This window comes from Roseibium alexandrii DFL-11 (assembly GCF_000158095.2).
GTDB classification, from domain to species: Bacteria; Pseudomonadota; Alphaproteobacteria; order Rhizobiales; family Stappiaceae; genus Roseibium; species Roseibium alexandrii.
This window is the reverse complement of the sequence record NZ_CM011002.1, coordinates 749,062-763,225: the sequence shown is the minus strand read 5'-3', so window position 1 is coordinate 763,225 and position 14,164 is coordinate 749,062. Positions and strand designations below refer to the sequence as shown.

The window sequence follows — 14,164 nt, the reverse complement described above, 5'->3', positions numbered from 1 at the left end:
AGAACGTTAGTCATCCTCGATCTTGATCACCGTGCCACTGGTTCGATCGACATCGATCTCATAGTCCGCGCCATCAAAGGTAACTTCGACTTCGATCTTGCTGCGTGACACATCAATCTCGCGAATAGTGTAACCCTTGTCCTCAAGCTGGCCGGCGATCTCGGACACCTTGGTCCCAAGCGTATCACCCACGGCAACAGCTGCGAGTGCAGATCCTGCCGCCAACATGACTGCGGTTCCGAGTGCCGCCCCTGCCACCCAACTCTTCATGTTTGTCATTTCCAAAAATCCTAATTCTCGTTTCATCGAGACCTGGAGATAGGGGCTCAATTGCGGCTCCGGGGTGGCGTTTGTATTAAGCTTTGGTCATCTGCCGCACGGGTTGGATCTCGCGCAGAACAAGAGAAGCCGGTGCAGCTGTCTGCACCGGCTTCTTTCGGGCCGCCCTGGATTTTGTGGATGCCAGGCAGCCTGACCTTAATGCTTACTCAGCAGCGACCGCGCTCTCTGCAAGGCTTGGGTAATCCACGTAGCCCTTCTCTCCGCCGCCATAGAGTGTATCCGGATCCAGCGGGTTGAGTGGGGCGTTCTTTTCAAGACGCTCTACCAGGTCCGGGTTGGAGATGAACGGACGGCCAATCGCAACAAGATCCAGTTCACCGCTGTCGACAGCCGCGATGGCCATGTCACGGTCATAACCGTTGTTGCCCATCGTGGCGCCGTCAAACAGCGCATAAAGCGCCGCCAAGTCACCGCCCTCCGGGACCTCCCGCGGTCCACCTGTCTGACCTTCCACCAAGTGAAGATAGGCAAGCCCGTAGCCATTCAACAGTTTGATCACATGGCTAAAGACCGCCTGCGGGTCACTTTCTGTAATGTTGTTCGCGTTGGAGAACGGGCTTAATCGGATCCCTACACGGTCCGCACTCCAGGCCCCGGTCACCGCATCGACAACTTGCTTGAGGAAGCGCGTGCGGTTTTCGATGGAGCCCCCATAGTCATCGGTGCGCTGGTTTGCGCCATCTTTCAGGAACTGGTCAATCAAATATCCGTTCGCCGCATGGATTTCCACGCCATCGAACCCGGCCGCCTTCGCATTCAAGGTTGCCTTCCGGTAGTCTTCAACGATACCGGCGATTTCATCTGTTTCCAGCGCCCGTGGTGTCGTGGTTTCAATAAAGCTGGTGCCGTCGAACGACTTCGATGCCGCGGAAATTGCGGACGGCGCAACCGGGTCTGCCCTACCTGGCTGCAGAACCGGATGGGAAATCCGGCCCACATGCCAAAGCTGGATGACGATCTTGCCGCCTTTGGCATGAACGGCGTCTGTAACTTTCTTCCAGCCTTCGATCTGGGCTTCAGAATAGATGCCCGGGGTCCAGGCATAGCCCTTGCCCTGCGGTGAAATTTGAGAAGCCTCGGAAATGATCAAACCAGATCCTGCGCGCTGCGCATAATACTTGGCATGAAGCTCATACGGCGCATCATCCTCCGCACGTGCGCGGTTGCGGGTCAGTGGCGCCATTACGATCCGGTTTTTCAGATCGATGGCACCCGCTTTCGCCGGGGAAAACAGTTTGGTGTCGGACATCACGTTTCCTTTTCAACGATATCGACGGTTGCAACTGATGTTTACGGACCAATCAGTCCATATTTAATCCCCAATCCCCACTTGGCGGGACCAGAGACAAAGAGGCTAATCTGGATTCAGGATAGATTTTGCCTGAGCGAGTGTTTTGGCGATTCGTTCAGCCGGAACCCCGGCTTTCCTTAATGCAAGTGTCCCAATGGCCAGCGACGCATAGGCGCTGGCCTGATCACGGGCTGTGTCCGGGTTGTCCGGTTTGATTGCCTTGGCAATGATTTCCTCGATGGATTCCAAATGACGGCGGCCGATGGTTGCCACATCCTGATCATGCGGCGCGAGTTCCGTAACGCAATTGATCAGCATGCATCCACGCGACCCGCCCTGTGGATCTGCCAGCGCTTCAACCATTGCCATGACGGGATCATTTGCTGCCGTATCGGCAACATCCTGAAGATTATCCAGAGCCTTGTGGGAATATTGGACCAAGGCGCGTTGAAACAATGCCTGCTTGCTGCCGAACGTCCCGTAGAAACTTGACCTGCTGAGGCCCATGGCCTTTGTCAGGTCATCAAGTGACGCAGCCTCAAAGCCTTTTTGCCAAAAGACATTGAGCGCAGTCTCAAGTGCTTTCGTTTCGTCGAACTCCCGCGGCCGCCCCGGCCCGGGGGCACGCCCCACGGACTTTGGTCCAATCGTTTTTCGAATGTCTGCCGTGTCACTCATGATCCGGATATGGACTGCTCATTCCGGAATTGCAAGACGCATGAAAAAATTTCGGACTGTGCAGTCCGGAAACAAGATCCGAACTTCGTACAGGTCCCTGCCCTAACCCCGTTTACATGCGGCACGAGCCAGAATAGGCGTCACCAACATCATCGAAAATTCGGGCGGTTGCCTCCATCTCGTAGAGCGTGCTCGTCCGGCGCACCCCTTCTACGAGATAGAAATCCTGGATCGGAAATTGATTGTCATTGAAGCGAAAGTCACCGCGCACGCTTTCAAAAGGCGCTGCGTTCATTGCGGAAATCAACGTCTCCGGATCTTTTATGCCGCCGGTCAATTCTAGTGAAAAATGAAGAAACTTTGCTGCATCATAGCCTTGGGCTGCATAAACAGACGGCTGGTAGCCATAAGTCCGTTGGAATTCACGCATGAAGCGCTTGTTCGCCGGATTGTCGAGGTTGGGCGCCCAGGACGATGCAGACATCAGCCCTTCGGCGGTCTCGGCCATATACGGCAATGAGACGCCGTTTATGGTCTTGGCGGACAGGAACGGAATGGCTCCTTTGAGCCCGGAGGTGTGAAACTGGCGCACCAGCTCAACGCCCATACCCGACGGCATGAAGGCGTAAATCGCATCCGGGCTGATTTCATCGATCTGAGCAAACTCGCCTGAGAAATCGGTTTGTCCAAGGCGGGGGAAAAGCTCACGCGCTATCTGGCCCTTGAAATGCCGCTGAAAGGCCGCGAGCGCGTCCCGGGCAGCCTCATAGTCCGGCGCGATGGTGACCACCCTCTGATAGCCTTTCAGGCTCGCAAACCGGCCCATCGTCTCATGGACCTGATCATCTTGCGACGCAGTTGAATAAAAATACCGGCTGCAGGTCCGCCCGGCGATTGGCGCCGGCCCGGAACTGGTCCCGATAAACAGCGTGCGGCTGCGCACAACAGGATCATGGACCGCCAGCATCACTCTGGAAAAGTTGACGCCAACCAGCACATCGATGCCATTGACTTCGATGAGTTCCGTAACCTTTTCAACGGCGTAGTCAGGATCCAGCTTGTCATCAGTGATGAGGACGTTTGTTTCCAGGCCGCCGAGCGTCCCGTTTGATTGATTGACTGCGAGCATGAAGCCATCGCGCATGTGCTCCCCGTAAATCGCCGCCGGCCCTGACAAGGTCGCCATGAAGCCAACCGTCAACTTGGGCGGGTTTTGCGCGTAACCAGGTGAGACCGCCATCAGAGCACTGCAGAGAACCGCTCCGGCCAAGTGTTTGAACCGCACGCGCATATTCATCATCGTGTTTTGCCCATTTTTGACCAAGTAGCGGTGCCGCAGATCCCCAGAAGACTGGACTGCCAGAGCACCCTTCACCCTAGGGTGCAGTCTGACAGCGACTCGTTATGCAATTGCAAACAGCCAGCATGTTTTGACACAGCAACCCATCGCGAGATTTACAGAATATTTCCCCAGAGGCGCCGCATTCCAGCCCGCATGACGGCGCATTGACCGGGTTTAATTGACAGGTCTCCAACATGGCGATCGCTCCGCGCGTGACAAACCGCAAACTCATGGAGGGCTCAATGGTAAAAGTAACTGCCCAAACCAACTCTTGCGAACCTCAGTCTGAGGGCACACCGGACAATGCAACACAAGAAACGCAAGACATCAAAACCACGACAACAACTGCAAACGCTGCCACCGAAGACAATCAACACGATCCTAGCGCCCTGGCGGCCCGGATTCTTCAATTGAGTTCGGATTTTGAAACAAAGATGCCGCTGCGCCCCAAGAAGCCGGCGCTGAAGGGGTCGGATGAGACCCCCTTGGATATGCCGGAGGTTCTGACTGCAGATCCAATGGATGACTGGCCCCCCCGCCCAAGACGGCGACGCGTGAGCCGCGCCCTGCCCGTTCAATATGGACCATCATTCAAGACCCTGGCGGTGAGTACAGTTCTGCTCGCTCTTGCAGGCACCGGTGCCATTGCGCTTGGCTTGCCGGATTTGATGGTGGGCAGTGATCCGGATGTCGTCCAGGTCGAAACCCAAACAATAACAGCAGTTCCCAAGGGCGATCTCACAAGTTCGGTTTCGAACACCCCGTCTACCGGTGCGACACGGGAAACCCCGAAGACCTTTACGAAAGCGCAGGACCGTATCCATCAAGCTTTTGCGGAAACAGGGATAAGCGCCAACACGCCAACAGATGAGTTGGCAAACCGGGCGATGGCGTCTTTAGATCAAGGCGCGATTTCACGAAGCCTAGTAAATTCTGAAACAACAGCTGCCCGGCAAGTGTCGGCGAGTGGCAGTACAGAAACAGCTTCCCGCTCCCCTTTAAAGTCCGAACCGCGGCAAGCAGCTGGAACGCCGCTCGCGCCGCCTATTTCGAACGGCGAAACAACCGGAACGATCACGGCGTCTGTCAATCTGCGCGCAACTGGGACCAAAAACGGGAAGATCATCGGGATTGTGCCTGAAGGTTCAGAAGTCAGCTTCAACGACTGCGACAAGTGGTGGTGTGAAGTCGTTCACGACGGCAAGACGGGCTTTGTCGGCCAAAAATTTGTCGACAGGTAACGCATCCAATGGGCAACGCGGCAGGTAGAAGCTTGTTAAGGCGTTGCCCTTAAACTCAATTCCCGGATCCAACAGCGGGAGACCTCGGCATGCGAACCACGTTCAGTCGCACTCTTTCTTACAGCGTTCTTGTGCTGCCTCTTCTGCTGTTTGCTGTCTCTCCTTCCAAGGCCGATGGCACGGACTGCGTCGTCTACGCAACAGACTATGCCAATGCGCATGTCGGCAGCGGCAACATGGTTGGTGATGCAGTTTCGGGTGGCATGACCGGTGCCGTTGTCGGTGGGCAATGGAACCCGTTGACTGGGGGCGCCGCCCGCGGCGCACGGACAGGCGCAGCTCTCGGCGTGTTGAACAATCTCGGCTCTGTTCCTCAAGGCTGGCAAGCACTCTACGATATGGCTTACCAGATCTGCACACAGCAAAATTCCGGAGCAACTGCAGCCCCTTATGGTGCAGGTGTCATGCCTAACTGCCGGTCTACCGCCAGTGTTGATGGTCCATCCGAAAGATCTCCAGACGGCGGGTTGATGGTCGGCTCCGGCGGCCGGAACTGCCGCTAACCAGTGCAGACCGTTGCGTCTTTCGTGGATGAAACAGGGCCCCCTTCCGGAAACGGTTGACCTTGCCAGCAAAGCACACTCAACTGATCGGGATTTTGTGCCAAAAAGCACCCTCATTTGATCGTTGACGACAGGACTGGTTCATGACCCGCCACCCTTTTCCATTGAAGACATTTACAGTTGCCGCGCTGACAGGCCTGGCGCTGATGACCGCCCCGGCTGTGGCCCAACAATGCGGCGGTGACTTTCAAACATTCCTTGCCGGCGTGAAACAGGAAGCCGTTGCCAAAGGCCTGTCCGCAAGCGCAGCAGATCAGACACTCTCTGGCGCTCAGATTGACCGGAAGGTCCTGTCGCGCGACCGGGCACAGGGCGTCTTCAAGATGACGTTCCTGGATTTTTCCAAGCGCGTGATCTCCAGCTACCGCATGAAAAACGGCGCTGCCAACATGGTCAAATACGCCAGCGTTTTTGACCGCGTTGAGAGCGAGTACGGTGTTCCGGCTCCTGTCATCACAGCGTTCTGGGCTTTGGAAACGGACTTTGGCGCCGTTCAAGGTGATTTCAACACAGTCAACGCGCTCGCCACGCTCGCACACGACTGCCGGCGGCCCGAACTCTTCAGGCCTCAGTTGATTGCTGCAATTGAGATGGTCCAGCACGGTGATCTGGACCCGCAGAATACCACGGGTGCCTGGGCGGGCGAAATCGGCATGGTCCAGATGCTGCCCGAAGACATAATCAAGTTTGGCAAGGACGCTGATGGAGACGGCCACGTCCGCCTGAAAGCCAGCGCCCCGGACGCGATTCTGACGGCCGGTGCCTTCATCGGTCATCTCGGCTGGCAGCCAGGTGAACCATGGCTGCAGGAAGTCACGGTTCCGCAAAGCCTGAACTGGGCCGAAACAGGCCTTGGCAAAACGAAGTCTGGCAGCGACTGGGCTGCGCTCGGCGTTCAGCCGCGCTGGGGGCAAATTTCCGGGAACTTGCCTGCGTCCCTCCTGTTGCCTCAGGGCCGCAAGGGTCCGGCCTTTCTCGCTTATCCGAACTACAACATTTATTTGGAGTGGAACCAGTCGTTCATCTACACGACGTCGGCGGCCTACTTCGCAACGCGCCTTGCAGGTGCCCCGCGTTACGATGCCGGCAATCCGGACCCGGGCCTGAATGATGCTCAAATGAAGCAGCTGCAGACCAAGCTGAGCGCATTAGGATATGACGTTGGTAAGATCGACGGGATTTTGGGTGCCGGAACGCGCAACGCAGTCCAGCAAGTCCAGCAACAACTCGGCATGCCCGCCGATGCCTGGCCAACCCCCGCCCTGTTGAACAGACTTTGATGCCCGCTCCAACCGCTGCCACCTTTGTGTTCCTCGCCGCGGCCATTTTAGCCGAGGTTATCGCAACGTCGGCCTTGGCAAGAGCCGAGAACTTCACCCGGTTCTGGCCAAGCATCATCACGGTTGTCGGCTACGCCATTTCGTTCTGGTGTCTGTCCTATCCGATCCGCGTCCTGCCCACGGGCATCGTCTATGCGGTCTGGTCCGGTGCCGGGATCGTGCTGATCACCATGGTCGCCTGGTTGGTATTTGGCCAAAAACTGGACCTGCCTGCGGTTCTCGGCCTCGGCCTGATCCTTGCCGGTGTGATCGTGATCAACGTATTCTCAAAATCTGTGGGGCACTGAACTTCCAACCACAGATTGACATGAGCCGGTGCCCAACCCACTCTGGTCCTGTTCTATGCCGGAGGGGGAAACCGCCATGGACCAGGATGGTTTTAATAAGGACCTGATCGTTCGTGCGCTGGTGACAGTCGCGGCATTCGCGATGGTCGCCGTGAGCATTGTTTATCCAGACAAGATCACCACCGAAGCGCTCGTGTTTTGTGGCATCGCCGTGTTGCCTTGGGCAGGATCGTTCGTGAAGTCTTTCAAAGTCGGCAAAGACGGTCTGGAGGCCGAACTGCAGGAGCTGCAGCGGGAGCTGCATCAGACAAGTGACACCGTCTCCGCCATCATAGAAACAACCGCAGAAACCGAGGAACCTTCAGCGGCTGGACCAGAGCATTTGGCGATATTGGAAACCAGCGCGCCAGGCCTCATCGATGAAAATTGGCGGAAAATCCTGACTGCATTGGTGTCCGACAAGTACAATTTCCGAACAGCGACCGGAATTGCGAAATCCAGTGGCCTGAGTTTGAGGCAGGTTCGCCAAATTTTGCCCGAGTTGCGGGATGAAAACCTTGTCCGGGAACTCAGCCGGACATCCCAAAACCGTCAGCTTGGAAAAACACAGCCGCTGTGGGGTATCACAGCGGCTGGTCGTCATTTGATCTGATTGTTTGCTTCAAGGCTCGCATCAGCCGGCAGTTTCAGTTTCCAGGCACTTACTGGATCTTCGGCGCATCACCGCCACCCGGAGCTTCTTCAAGCACCGTTGCCTTGCCGTCATCGCCCCGCAGGAACACTGCGAGAATTTTCGCAGGACCGTCTCCCGTATTCACACCGCGATGCGTGACATTCATCGCTTCAAGCAGCCCCTCACCTTCTCGGTAGATTTTCTTGCCGATCCCCTCGTAGGTCACGGTGATTTCGCCTTCCAGGATATAGGCATAAAGAGGTGCATGATGCTGGTGCCATTCTGTTTCCTCGCCAGGTGCCATGGTGACAACCAGTGAATGGATCGACGGATTGTTTTGAGGAAACCTGATGTCCTCACCTGCAACGGTCTGGTTGCCGGAAAAAACCTCGCGCACTTCGTTGTACGGCGTCTTGGCAGCCTCTTCCTTTTCAATGGCCGCTTGAGACCCCGGTTTTGCCGCTGGTTGTGACGGGGCCGGTTTGCCGTCCGGTGTAACCGACTTGTCAGCCGCAAAACTGACGGGCATGCCAAGGGTCACTGCCAGTCCAAGGCTTGCTATCCATAAGGCCAGCCGCATGTTTCCTCCGATCAGTTTAGTAGTCTGTCATTGTATGGTTGCTTTTCAGCGCTCGGCACACTGTCCGAGCTCCCAAAACTTCTGGAAGAACTGGCCAGACGCAAGACCAATTAAATCTCTATGAAGTCTCCGGGTGCCATAGCGGCCACTTTGCCACTGTGGTCCCCCATCGCTGTCAGGAATGCGTCCGTGTTCTGATCCAGAATCGGGAACGTGCCATAGTGGCAGGGCACAATTGTGTCGAATTTGAAGAACCGCTGACATGCCATTGCAGCCGTCTTTCCGCCCATCGTGAATCGGTCCCCTACCGGGACAAGTCCAATCTTTGGCTGATAGATTTCATTGATCAATGCCATGTCGGAAAAGATATCGGTGTCTCCCATGTGATAGAGGACTTTCTGACCGGGCACCTCAACAATGATGCCATGTGGATTGCCGAGATAAATGGCTTCTCCGTCCGACTGCTTGGATGAGGAATGATCCGCGCGGACCATACCAACCCGGAAAGGCCCGGTGTCAACCATGCCGCCTGAGTTCATCGGATTGATGTTTTCGATCCCCTGGCGTGTTGCCCACATGCAGATTTCGAAATTGGCCGTCAGCTGCGCACCAGTTTCCTTCAGAATGTAGATTGAATCCCCGATGTGATCGTCATGGCCATGGGTCAGGATGATGTGGGTTGCACCTTGCGTTGCTTCCTCGGGAGTTGTGGCATCAGGAAACATTGGGTTTCCGGTCAAAAACGGATCAAACAAGATGGTGGCAGCGCCGGTTTCAAGTTTGAATGCGGAGTGTCCATACCAAGTGAGTTTCATGCCCATGTAACATCCTGCTCGATAACATTAATAACGTTTGCAGTCAGTGCCCTGCAAAATTACAGTGTTGAGTTTCCGTATGTTAACATAAAGCCGCTTTTGCTACGGTGTTGCAAGACAGACAGCTTACGACTTGGAATTTTGAACGGGAAGATCGCGCAAGACGATAACCAAATTAGACAATGCAAGAAGCCAGGCGCTGATCAGGGCGCTTTGTGCAGTCCAAAGGACATCAGATGAAGATCAGAAGTTATGTGATTTTCTGTTTTTTGCTTGCTGCTCTTTTGCCGACGATCATCTTCAGCGTTTGGTCCTATCGGGAAACCGTTGCCCGTGAGCTTGCGGATGTTCAGGACCGGCACCTGCTCCTTGCGAAGAAAGCAGCTGCGACGCTGGATCATTACCAGAAAAACCTGATCGCAGCCGTTGAGGCGATCGGGACGTCGGCGAGGTCCAGTGAAACATCCGGCGCCTACAGCCGTCTTTTTGAACAATTATTCATTGCATGTGTTGGAATTACCGACAAGCGGACCGGGCACACCGAGTACTTCTTCAAAACCGGTGTCTCTGGAGAAGGCCATATTGAAGAAGCAACCCTGGAAACCCTTCTCGGCAATTCGAAGCCGGATCAGGCGGTGTTCTCAAATATCTTGCCTGACAAAGAGGGACGCAACCGGATCTATCTGGTCATTGAACAACCCAATCGAACTCTCATTGGGGTTATCAAGCCGGACTATATTGTTGAACTCGGCGAGAGCATTGTCTTCGGTGAAAAAGGGCACGCGGCCATAGTCGACAGCTCGGGAACTGTAATCGCTCATCCGCGGGACGAGTGGATTGCGTCCAGAAAAAACATCTCTGCGGTGCCTGTCGTTGCGCAAATGATGGCCGGCAACAGCGGGGTTGGAGAGTTCTACTCGCCGGCAGTTGAAACGCAGATGATTGCGGGCTTTGCAACAGTGCCCGGTCCAGGCTGGGGGATCATGGTTCCACAGCCGGTCTCAGAAATTCATGCCAAGGCAAGCCAGGTTCTGTTTTCTCTGCTTCCGGTGCTCGGGATCGCGCTCGTTTTTCTGATGTTTATCGGACTTTTCCTGGCAAGGTCGTTGTCGCGGCCGATTGAAGAACTTGCCCAAGCAATGCATCTTGGCGCCTTGAACCAGAAACTGTCTCCACTGAAAATGCCGAAAAGCCTGATCCGCTTCCGGGAGACAGAGGAGGTGTGTGACAGCTACAACACGATGGTGTCCCGCATATCGATGGCGAGCGCACAAATCGAAAAACTTGCGTTTAGCGATCATGTGACAGGACTTCCGAACCGCGATCATCTGCATCTTCAGGCGGCGTCCATCCTTGAAGAAGCGATCAGCCCGAGGCGTGGTGGCATCATTCTGCTGATTGATCTGGACGATTTCAAAGAGATCAACGACCTCTATGGCCATCTTGCCGGTGATCAACACCTTAAGGCGTGCGCCGAGACCCTCTCTAAGGTGGCTCAGGATGCAAAGGTGAGCACGCCCGAGGGCAAACCCTTCGCCCCGCCGATTGTGGCGCGCATCGGCGGGGACGAGTTCATCGTCATGATTCAGGGAATGATTGACGACGAGGAGATCGAAGAGTTTCTGGCCCAAGTCCGAAATGCGTTGGCGGAGCCCATTGCCGAACTTAATATCACACCAGGTGCCAGCATCGGCTGCGCGAAATTCCCGAACGACGGCGTTGAGCTGATTGAGCTGATCAAACGGGCCGACATTGCCATGTACCACGCAAAAAGGTCGGGCAAGAACAAAACTCAGGTCTATGCGCCGCATATTGGCACGAAGTCCGTCTCCGAGATCCGGCGTGACCTTACCGAAGCGATTGAGCAAGAAAAGCTCTATCTGGAGTACCAGCCAAAGGTTTGCACGCGGCGCCGCAAGGTAATCAGCGTCGAGGCCCTCGCCCGCTGGGAACATCCGGAGTTCGGGCTCTTTATGCCGAAATTCTGGGTCCCTAGCCTTATGGGGTCCAATGCCATGCCGCGTCTTGGCGAGTGGGTCATGAAGACCGCCATGAAGGACCTCGACCGCATGCGGTCTGAAGGGCATGATCTTTGGATGTCCGTGAACATCGGCACCGATCACTTTGTCTCAAAGGGTTTCATAAGCAACGTTGAGGCGATCCGAGATGAACTGAATTTCGATCCCGGCCTTCTTGAGATCGAAGTCACGGAAGACACGCTTTTCAGTTCGGAAGAAAAAGCCGTCGATGCATTCAACCAGCTGCACGATCTCGGCTACAGGGTCTCTATCGACGATTTCGGCCGCGGCTATTCGAACATTGCCCGGCTCGCGAACCTGCCGGTTGATTTCTTGAAGATCGATCAGTCCATCATTGCTGGTGCAAGTGATGATCCGCGCATTGGCACGATCATGGCTTACACCCTTAAGATGGCAAAAGAGCTCGACTGCAAAACCGTGGCAGAGGGCATTGAGACCGAACAACAGGCCGAGTTCGCGAGCAGATTGGGCGCGGACTGCCTGCAGGGCTATTTCTTTACACCAAGCCTTCAAGTCGGCGAACTGTTGAATTGGCTGGATGCTCAGCCTGGATCAAACGGTCATCCCTATTTGCGCGAAACAAATGATGCAGTGGCTCAGGCCTGACCGGTTGTCTGAACCTTTTTCCGTAAACTCTCGTCAAGCAGGAAACAGAATTTCAACTGGACTGTGTCAGAGTGTGTTTAGACCTAATGGTTGTTACCCGGCCAATTAATGCGAGCCCATCGCATAAGAGACTGAATTCTTAAACTATTTGACATGACAAAGCTTTCTTCAGAAGAGATTTTCCAAATCCTGCTGGGCACCGAACACGCGGGCAACACTGCAACGGTGTACCGGGTTTCCTTTGCTGTCCCGAATTCGCTTCTGAGCCAAAGTCAGGGTGGCAACAACAGCGGGTTTTCCTTTGGGATTGTACAGCTTGATGCCGGATCCAACAGTTTTGCGCAGTCTGCTTTCACGTTGATCCTGCAGACAGCACGCGACACCGGCAGCCTGACAAGCTCTCAATTCACCCATTTAAGCCAATATGTCGGTGCCAGCCGGCCTGACCTAAATCCAGGTCTTTCGTCCACGTATGCTGCAGACCGGGCCTTTTTGAACGACACCATTTTTGGCCAGCAGTACGCTCGGGACATCGTCGATCAATACAGTCAGCTTTATATCGAGAGTTCGCTTCTCCCTACGCTCACAACCTTCCTGGATACAATGGAGGACCGCTGGGGCACAGGAACAGCTTTCAACAGCAACCATCCGGATTACGCATCTGCACTTGCGATGATCACCTCGATCGCGAACCGGTTTGGCTCCATCCGCGAAACAACAGCGCATTTTCTGGATACCGAGCCGAGCAGTCTGGCCGTTGTCAAAGCAAGGTTTGATCAGCTCGCAGCGACAACAGTCGTCGAACCAGAAGATTGGGATCTCGTTCTGATTGGCGCCGAACTTTGGCAAAGCACCTTTGGAACAACGAACGGAGATGACATCCTTCAAGGAACGGCTGGAAATGACAGCTTGTTCGGCGGGAATGGCAATGATCAGCTCACCGGCGGCCTTGGAGATGATGTCCTGGATGGCGGTAACGGCACCGATACTGTCGTGTTTTCGGGAACCCGGGAACAATATGCTGTTTTCGCCGGCAGCAACGGGCGGATCATGGTGGCCGATACAGTCGCCAACCGGGATGGCCGGGATTTCGCAGCAAACTTCGAGACTATCCAGTTCTCCGGCGCAACACTCGACATCACGACCGCCTTGATCGAGCCGTCTGACACGGACAACAGCGCTTTTCAGATCTATCGTTTCTACAACTCCGACACGGGCGCCCATTTCTTCACATCGAGCGTTGAAGAGCGCAATGCCGTGATCGAGACGTTGCCGAGTTTCGTTTACGAGGGCAACAGTTACGACAGCAACGTTTCTGCAGACGATGGAACGGCCGTGTATCGTTTTTATAACGCAGATACCGGTGTTCATTTTTACACTGCGTCCGAGGCAGAGCGCGATACGGGGCTGGGACCAATTGCCGAGCTATTCGTTGGAAGGGATCAGCTACTTCGCATCACCGGATGACAGCGACGGCGGACAGGCGCTCTACAGGTTTTACAACACATCCAACGGGACACATTTCTACACAGTTTCTGAAGCCGAACGGGACGCGATCATACAAACGCTGGGTCACTACTCCTATGAAGGTGTTGCCTACTTTGTTGAATTTGCCTGAGAAACTTTGCAGAGGTGAAGGTCTTTTCCGCGCTTATGATGCGCGGTTTGAAACTTCGGTGCCGCTGACCAAGTCTTTAATCTTCTCCTATCATCAACAACAGACTGGATTGGCGGCGCCCATGCTGTTAAAGGCCAGCCATGGCTAACGACCCCACCCTTTCGCTGGAAGACTTCATTGCTGCGGTCCCGGACCGCACACGGCTCATCGGCCTCGACCTCGGAACGAAAACCATTGGCCTTGCGCTTTCCGATCTCGGTCGTGGCATTGCAAGCCCGATGGAGACAATCCGGCGCAAAAAATTCACACTGGACGCCGAGCAGCTCTTGAAAATTTGCAACGAACAGGGTGTCGGGGGGCTCGTGCTCGGCCTTCCGCTCAACATGGACGGTACAGAAGGTCCGCGCGTGCAAGCCACACGGGCCTTTACACGGAACCTCGCGCCCAAGACCGATCTACCGATGACCTTCTGGGACGAGCGCCTCTCGACGGCCGCCGTGACGCGAACACTTCTCGAAGCGGACTCGAGCCGGGCAAAACGCGCCGAAGTCGTCGACAAGATGGCCGCCGCGTACATCCTGCAAGGCTTTCTCGACCGGCTCGGCTTCATGGGTCTCGAAACCTGATCTTTTTCTTATTCCCAGCGCTGGAGGTGACGGCTGTTTCCGACCGGCGCGATCTCATGAAAA

The 14,164-nt window shown here is 55.2% G+C and carries 15 protein-coding genes; 9 read left to right on the top strand and 6 right to left on the bottom strand.

The genetic code is table 11. The features are described 5' to 3' along the window. Positions 1–6: 6 nt before the first annotated feature. From SADFL11_RS03630 to SADFL11_RS03615, 4 genes are all read right to left on the bottom strand, one after another. Positions 7–279 carry a PepSY domain-containing protein gene (locus SADFL11_RS03630; protein ID WP_040450689.1) on the bottom strand — a complete coding sequence of 91 codons (273 nt, stop codon included), beginning with the start codon at positions 277–279 and terminating at the stop codon, positions 7–9. Positions 280–484: 205 nt separating this feature from the next. Continuing rightward, positions 485–1,591 (bottom strand): alkene reductase, encoded by a 1,107-nt coding sequence (locus SADFL11_RS03625; RefSeq protein ID WP_008194631.1) that lies wholly within the window; start codon positions 1,589–1,591, stop codon positions 485–487. Positions 1,592–1,696: 105 nt separating this feature from the next. Next, entirely contained in the window at positions 1,697–2,311 is a 615-nt protein-coding gene (locus tag SADFL11_RS03620) for a TetR/AcrR family transcriptional regulator (RefSeq protein ID WP_008189040.1), read from the bottom strand. Positions 2,312–2,423: 112 nt separating this feature from the next. Beyond that, positions 2,424–3,611 (bottom strand): ABC transporter substrate-binding protein, encoded by a 1,188-nt coding sequence (locus tag SADFL11_RS03615; protein WP_040452148.1) that lies wholly within the window; start codon positions 3,609–3,611, stop codon positions 2,424–2,426. Positions 3,612–3,895: 284 nt separating this feature from the next. On the opposite strand from SADFL11_RS03615, the gene SADFL11_RS03610 reads away from it, so the two are divergent. The 5 genes from SADFL11_RS03610 to SADFL11_RS03590 all read left to right on the top strand — a co-directional run bounded on the left by SADFL11_RS03610 (position 3,896) and on the right by SADFL11_RS03590 (position 7,796). Further along, positions 3,896–4,894 carry an SH3 domain-containing protein gene (locus SADFL11_RS03610; protein WP_167578947.1) on the top strand — a complete coding sequence of 333 codons (999 nt, stop codon included), beginning with the start codon at positions 3,896–3,898 and terminating at the stop codon, positions 4,892–4,894. Between the two features lie 89 nt (positions 4,895–4,983). Continuing rightward, positions 4,984–5,457, top strand: coding sequence for a hypothetical protein (locus SADFL11_RS03605; RefSeq protein WP_050775956.1), 474 nt, complete (start codon positions 4,984–4,986; stop codon positions 5,455–5,457). 143 nt (positions 5,458–5,600) lie between these two features. Beyond that, positions 5,601–6,797 carry a lytic murein transglycosylase gene (locus SADFL11_RS03600; protein WP_008196654.1) on the top strand — a complete coding sequence of 399 codons (1,197 nt, stop codon included), beginning with the start codon at positions 5,601–5,603 and terminating at the stop codon, positions 6,795–6,797. After that, entirely contained in the window at positions 6,797–7,144 is a 348-nt protein-coding gene (locus tag SADFL11_RS03595) for an SMR family transporter (protein WP_040450690.1), read from the top strand. Before SADFL11_RS03600 ends, SADFL11_RS03595 begins: the two co-directional genes overlap by 1 nt. A 76-nt stretch (positions 7,145–7,220) precedes the next feature. Continuing rightward, entirely contained in the window at positions 7,221–7,796 is a 576-nt protein-coding gene (locus SADFL11_RS03590; RefSeq protein ID WP_134852891.1) for a hypothetical protein, read from the top strand. Between the two features lie 49 nt (positions 7,797–7,845). Here the strand turns inward: SADFL11_RS03590 and SADFL11_RS03585 are convergent, their stop codons facing one another. Both SADFL11_RS03585 and SADFL11_RS03580 read right to left on the bottom strand, forming a co-directional pair. Continuing rightward, positions 7,846–8,397, bottom strand: a complete 552-nt coding sequence (locus SADFL11_RS03585; RefSeq protein WP_008194217.1) for a cupin domain-containing protein — start codon at positions 8,395–8,397, stop codon at positions 7,846–7,848. Between the two features lie 110 nt (positions 8,398–8,507). Next, entirely contained in the window at positions 8,508–9,212 is a 705-nt protein-coding gene (locus SADFL11_RS03580) for a metal-dependent hydrolase (protein ID WP_008197240.1), read from the bottom strand. Positions 9,213–9,448: 236 nt separating this feature from the next. Here SADFL11_RS03580 and SADFL11_RS03575 point away from each other — a divergent pair, with 236 nt between their 5' ends. The 4 genes from SADFL11_RS03575 (at position 9,449) to ruvX (ending at position 14,101) form a co-directional block, all read left to right on the top strand. Beyond that, positions 9,449–11,857, top strand: coding sequence for a bifunctional diguanylate cyclase/phosphodiesterase (locus SADFL11_RS03575; protein WP_008191319.1), 2,409 nt, complete (start codon positions 9,449–9,451; stop codon positions 11,855–11,857). A gap of 153 nt (positions 11,858–12,010) precedes the next feature. Next, the gene (locus SADFL11_RS25750) at positions 12,011–13,324 is read left to right on the top strand and encodes a calcium-binding protein (RefSeq protein ID WP_134852890.1); all 1,314 of its coding nucleotides are present in this window, start codon (positions 12,011–12,013) and stop codon (positions 13,322–13,324) included. Then, a complete protein-coding gene (locus SADFL11_RS03565; RefSeq protein ID WP_167578946.1) occupies positions 13,290–13,475 on the top strand; it encodes a hypothetical protein in 186 nt (61 codons plus the stop codon). Before SADFL11_RS25750 ends, SADFL11_RS03565 begins: the two co-directional genes overlap by 35 nt. A 140-nt stretch (positions 13,476–13,615) precedes the next feature. Further along, positions 13,616–14,101 (top strand): Holliday junction resolvase RuvX, encoded by a 486-nt coding sequence (ruvX, locus tag SADFL11_RS03560; RefSeq protein ID WP_008196320.1) that lies wholly within the window; start codon positions 13,616–13,618, stop codon positions 14,099–14,101. Positions 14,102–14,164: the final 63 nt, after the last annotated feature.

What these genes read in the sequence shown, in the direction of transcription:
- SADFL11_RS03630 (WP_040450689.1), bottom strand. Translation starts at nt 279, where the DNA reads ATGACAAACATGAAGAGTTGGGTGGCAGGGGCGGCACTCGGAACCGCA.
- SADFL11_RS03625 (WP_008194631.1), bottom strand. Translation starts at nt 1,591, where the DNA reads ATGTCCGACACCAAACTGTTTTCCCCGGCGAAAGCGGGTGCCATCGAT.
- SADFL11_RS03620 (WP_008189040.1), bottom strand. Translation starts at nt 2,311, where the DNA reads ATGAGTGACACGGCAGACATTCGAAAAACGATTGGACCAAAGTCCGTG.
- SADFL11_RS03615 (WP_040452148.1), bottom strand. Translation starts at nt 3,611, where the DNA reads ATGATGAATATGCGCGTGCGGTTCAAACACTTGGCCGGAGCGGTTCTC.
- SADFL11_RS03610 (WP_167578947.1), top strand. Translation starts at nt 3,896, where the DNA reads ATGGTAAAAGTAACTGCCCAAACCAACTCTTGCGAACCTCAGTCTGAG.
- SADFL11_RS03605 (WP_050775956.1), top strand. Translation starts at nt 4,984, where the DNA reads ATGCGAACCACGTTCAGTCGCACTCTTTCTTACAGCGTTCTTGTGCTG.
- SADFL11_RS03600 (WP_008196654.1), top strand. Translation starts at nt 5,601, where the DNA reads ATGACCCGCCACCCTTTTCCATTGAAGACATTTACAGTTGCCGCGCTG.
- SADFL11_RS03595 (WP_040450690.1), top strand. Translation starts at nt 6,797, where the DNA reads ATGCCCGCTCCAACCGCTGCCACCTTTGTGTTCCTCGCCGCGGCCATT.
- SADFL11_RS03590 (WP_134852891.1), top strand. Translation starts at nt 7,221, where the DNA reads ATGGACCAGGATGGTTTTAATAAGGACCTGATCGTTCGTGCGCTGGTG.
- SADFL11_RS03585 (WP_008194217.1), bottom strand. Translation starts at nt 8,397, where the DNA reads ATGCGGCTGGCCTTATGGATAGCAAGCCTTGGACTGGCAGTGACCCTT.
- SADFL11_RS03580 (WP_008197240.1), bottom strand. Translation starts at nt 9,212, where the DNA reads ATGAAACTCACTTGGTATGGACACTCCGCATTCAAACTTGAAACCGGC.
- SADFL11_RS03575 (WP_008191319.1), top strand. Translation starts at nt 9,449, where the DNA reads ATGAAGATCAGAAGTTATGTGATTTTCTGTTTTTTGCTTGCTGCTCTT.
- SADFL11_RS25750 (WP_134852890.1), top strand. Translation starts at nt 12,011, where the DNA reads ATGACAAAGCTTTCTTCAGAAGAGATTTTCCAAATCCTGCTGGGCACC.
- ruvX (WP_008196320.1), top strand. Translation starts at nt 13,616, where the DNA reads ATGGCTAACGACCCCACCCTTTCGCTGGAAGACTTCATTGCTGCGGTC.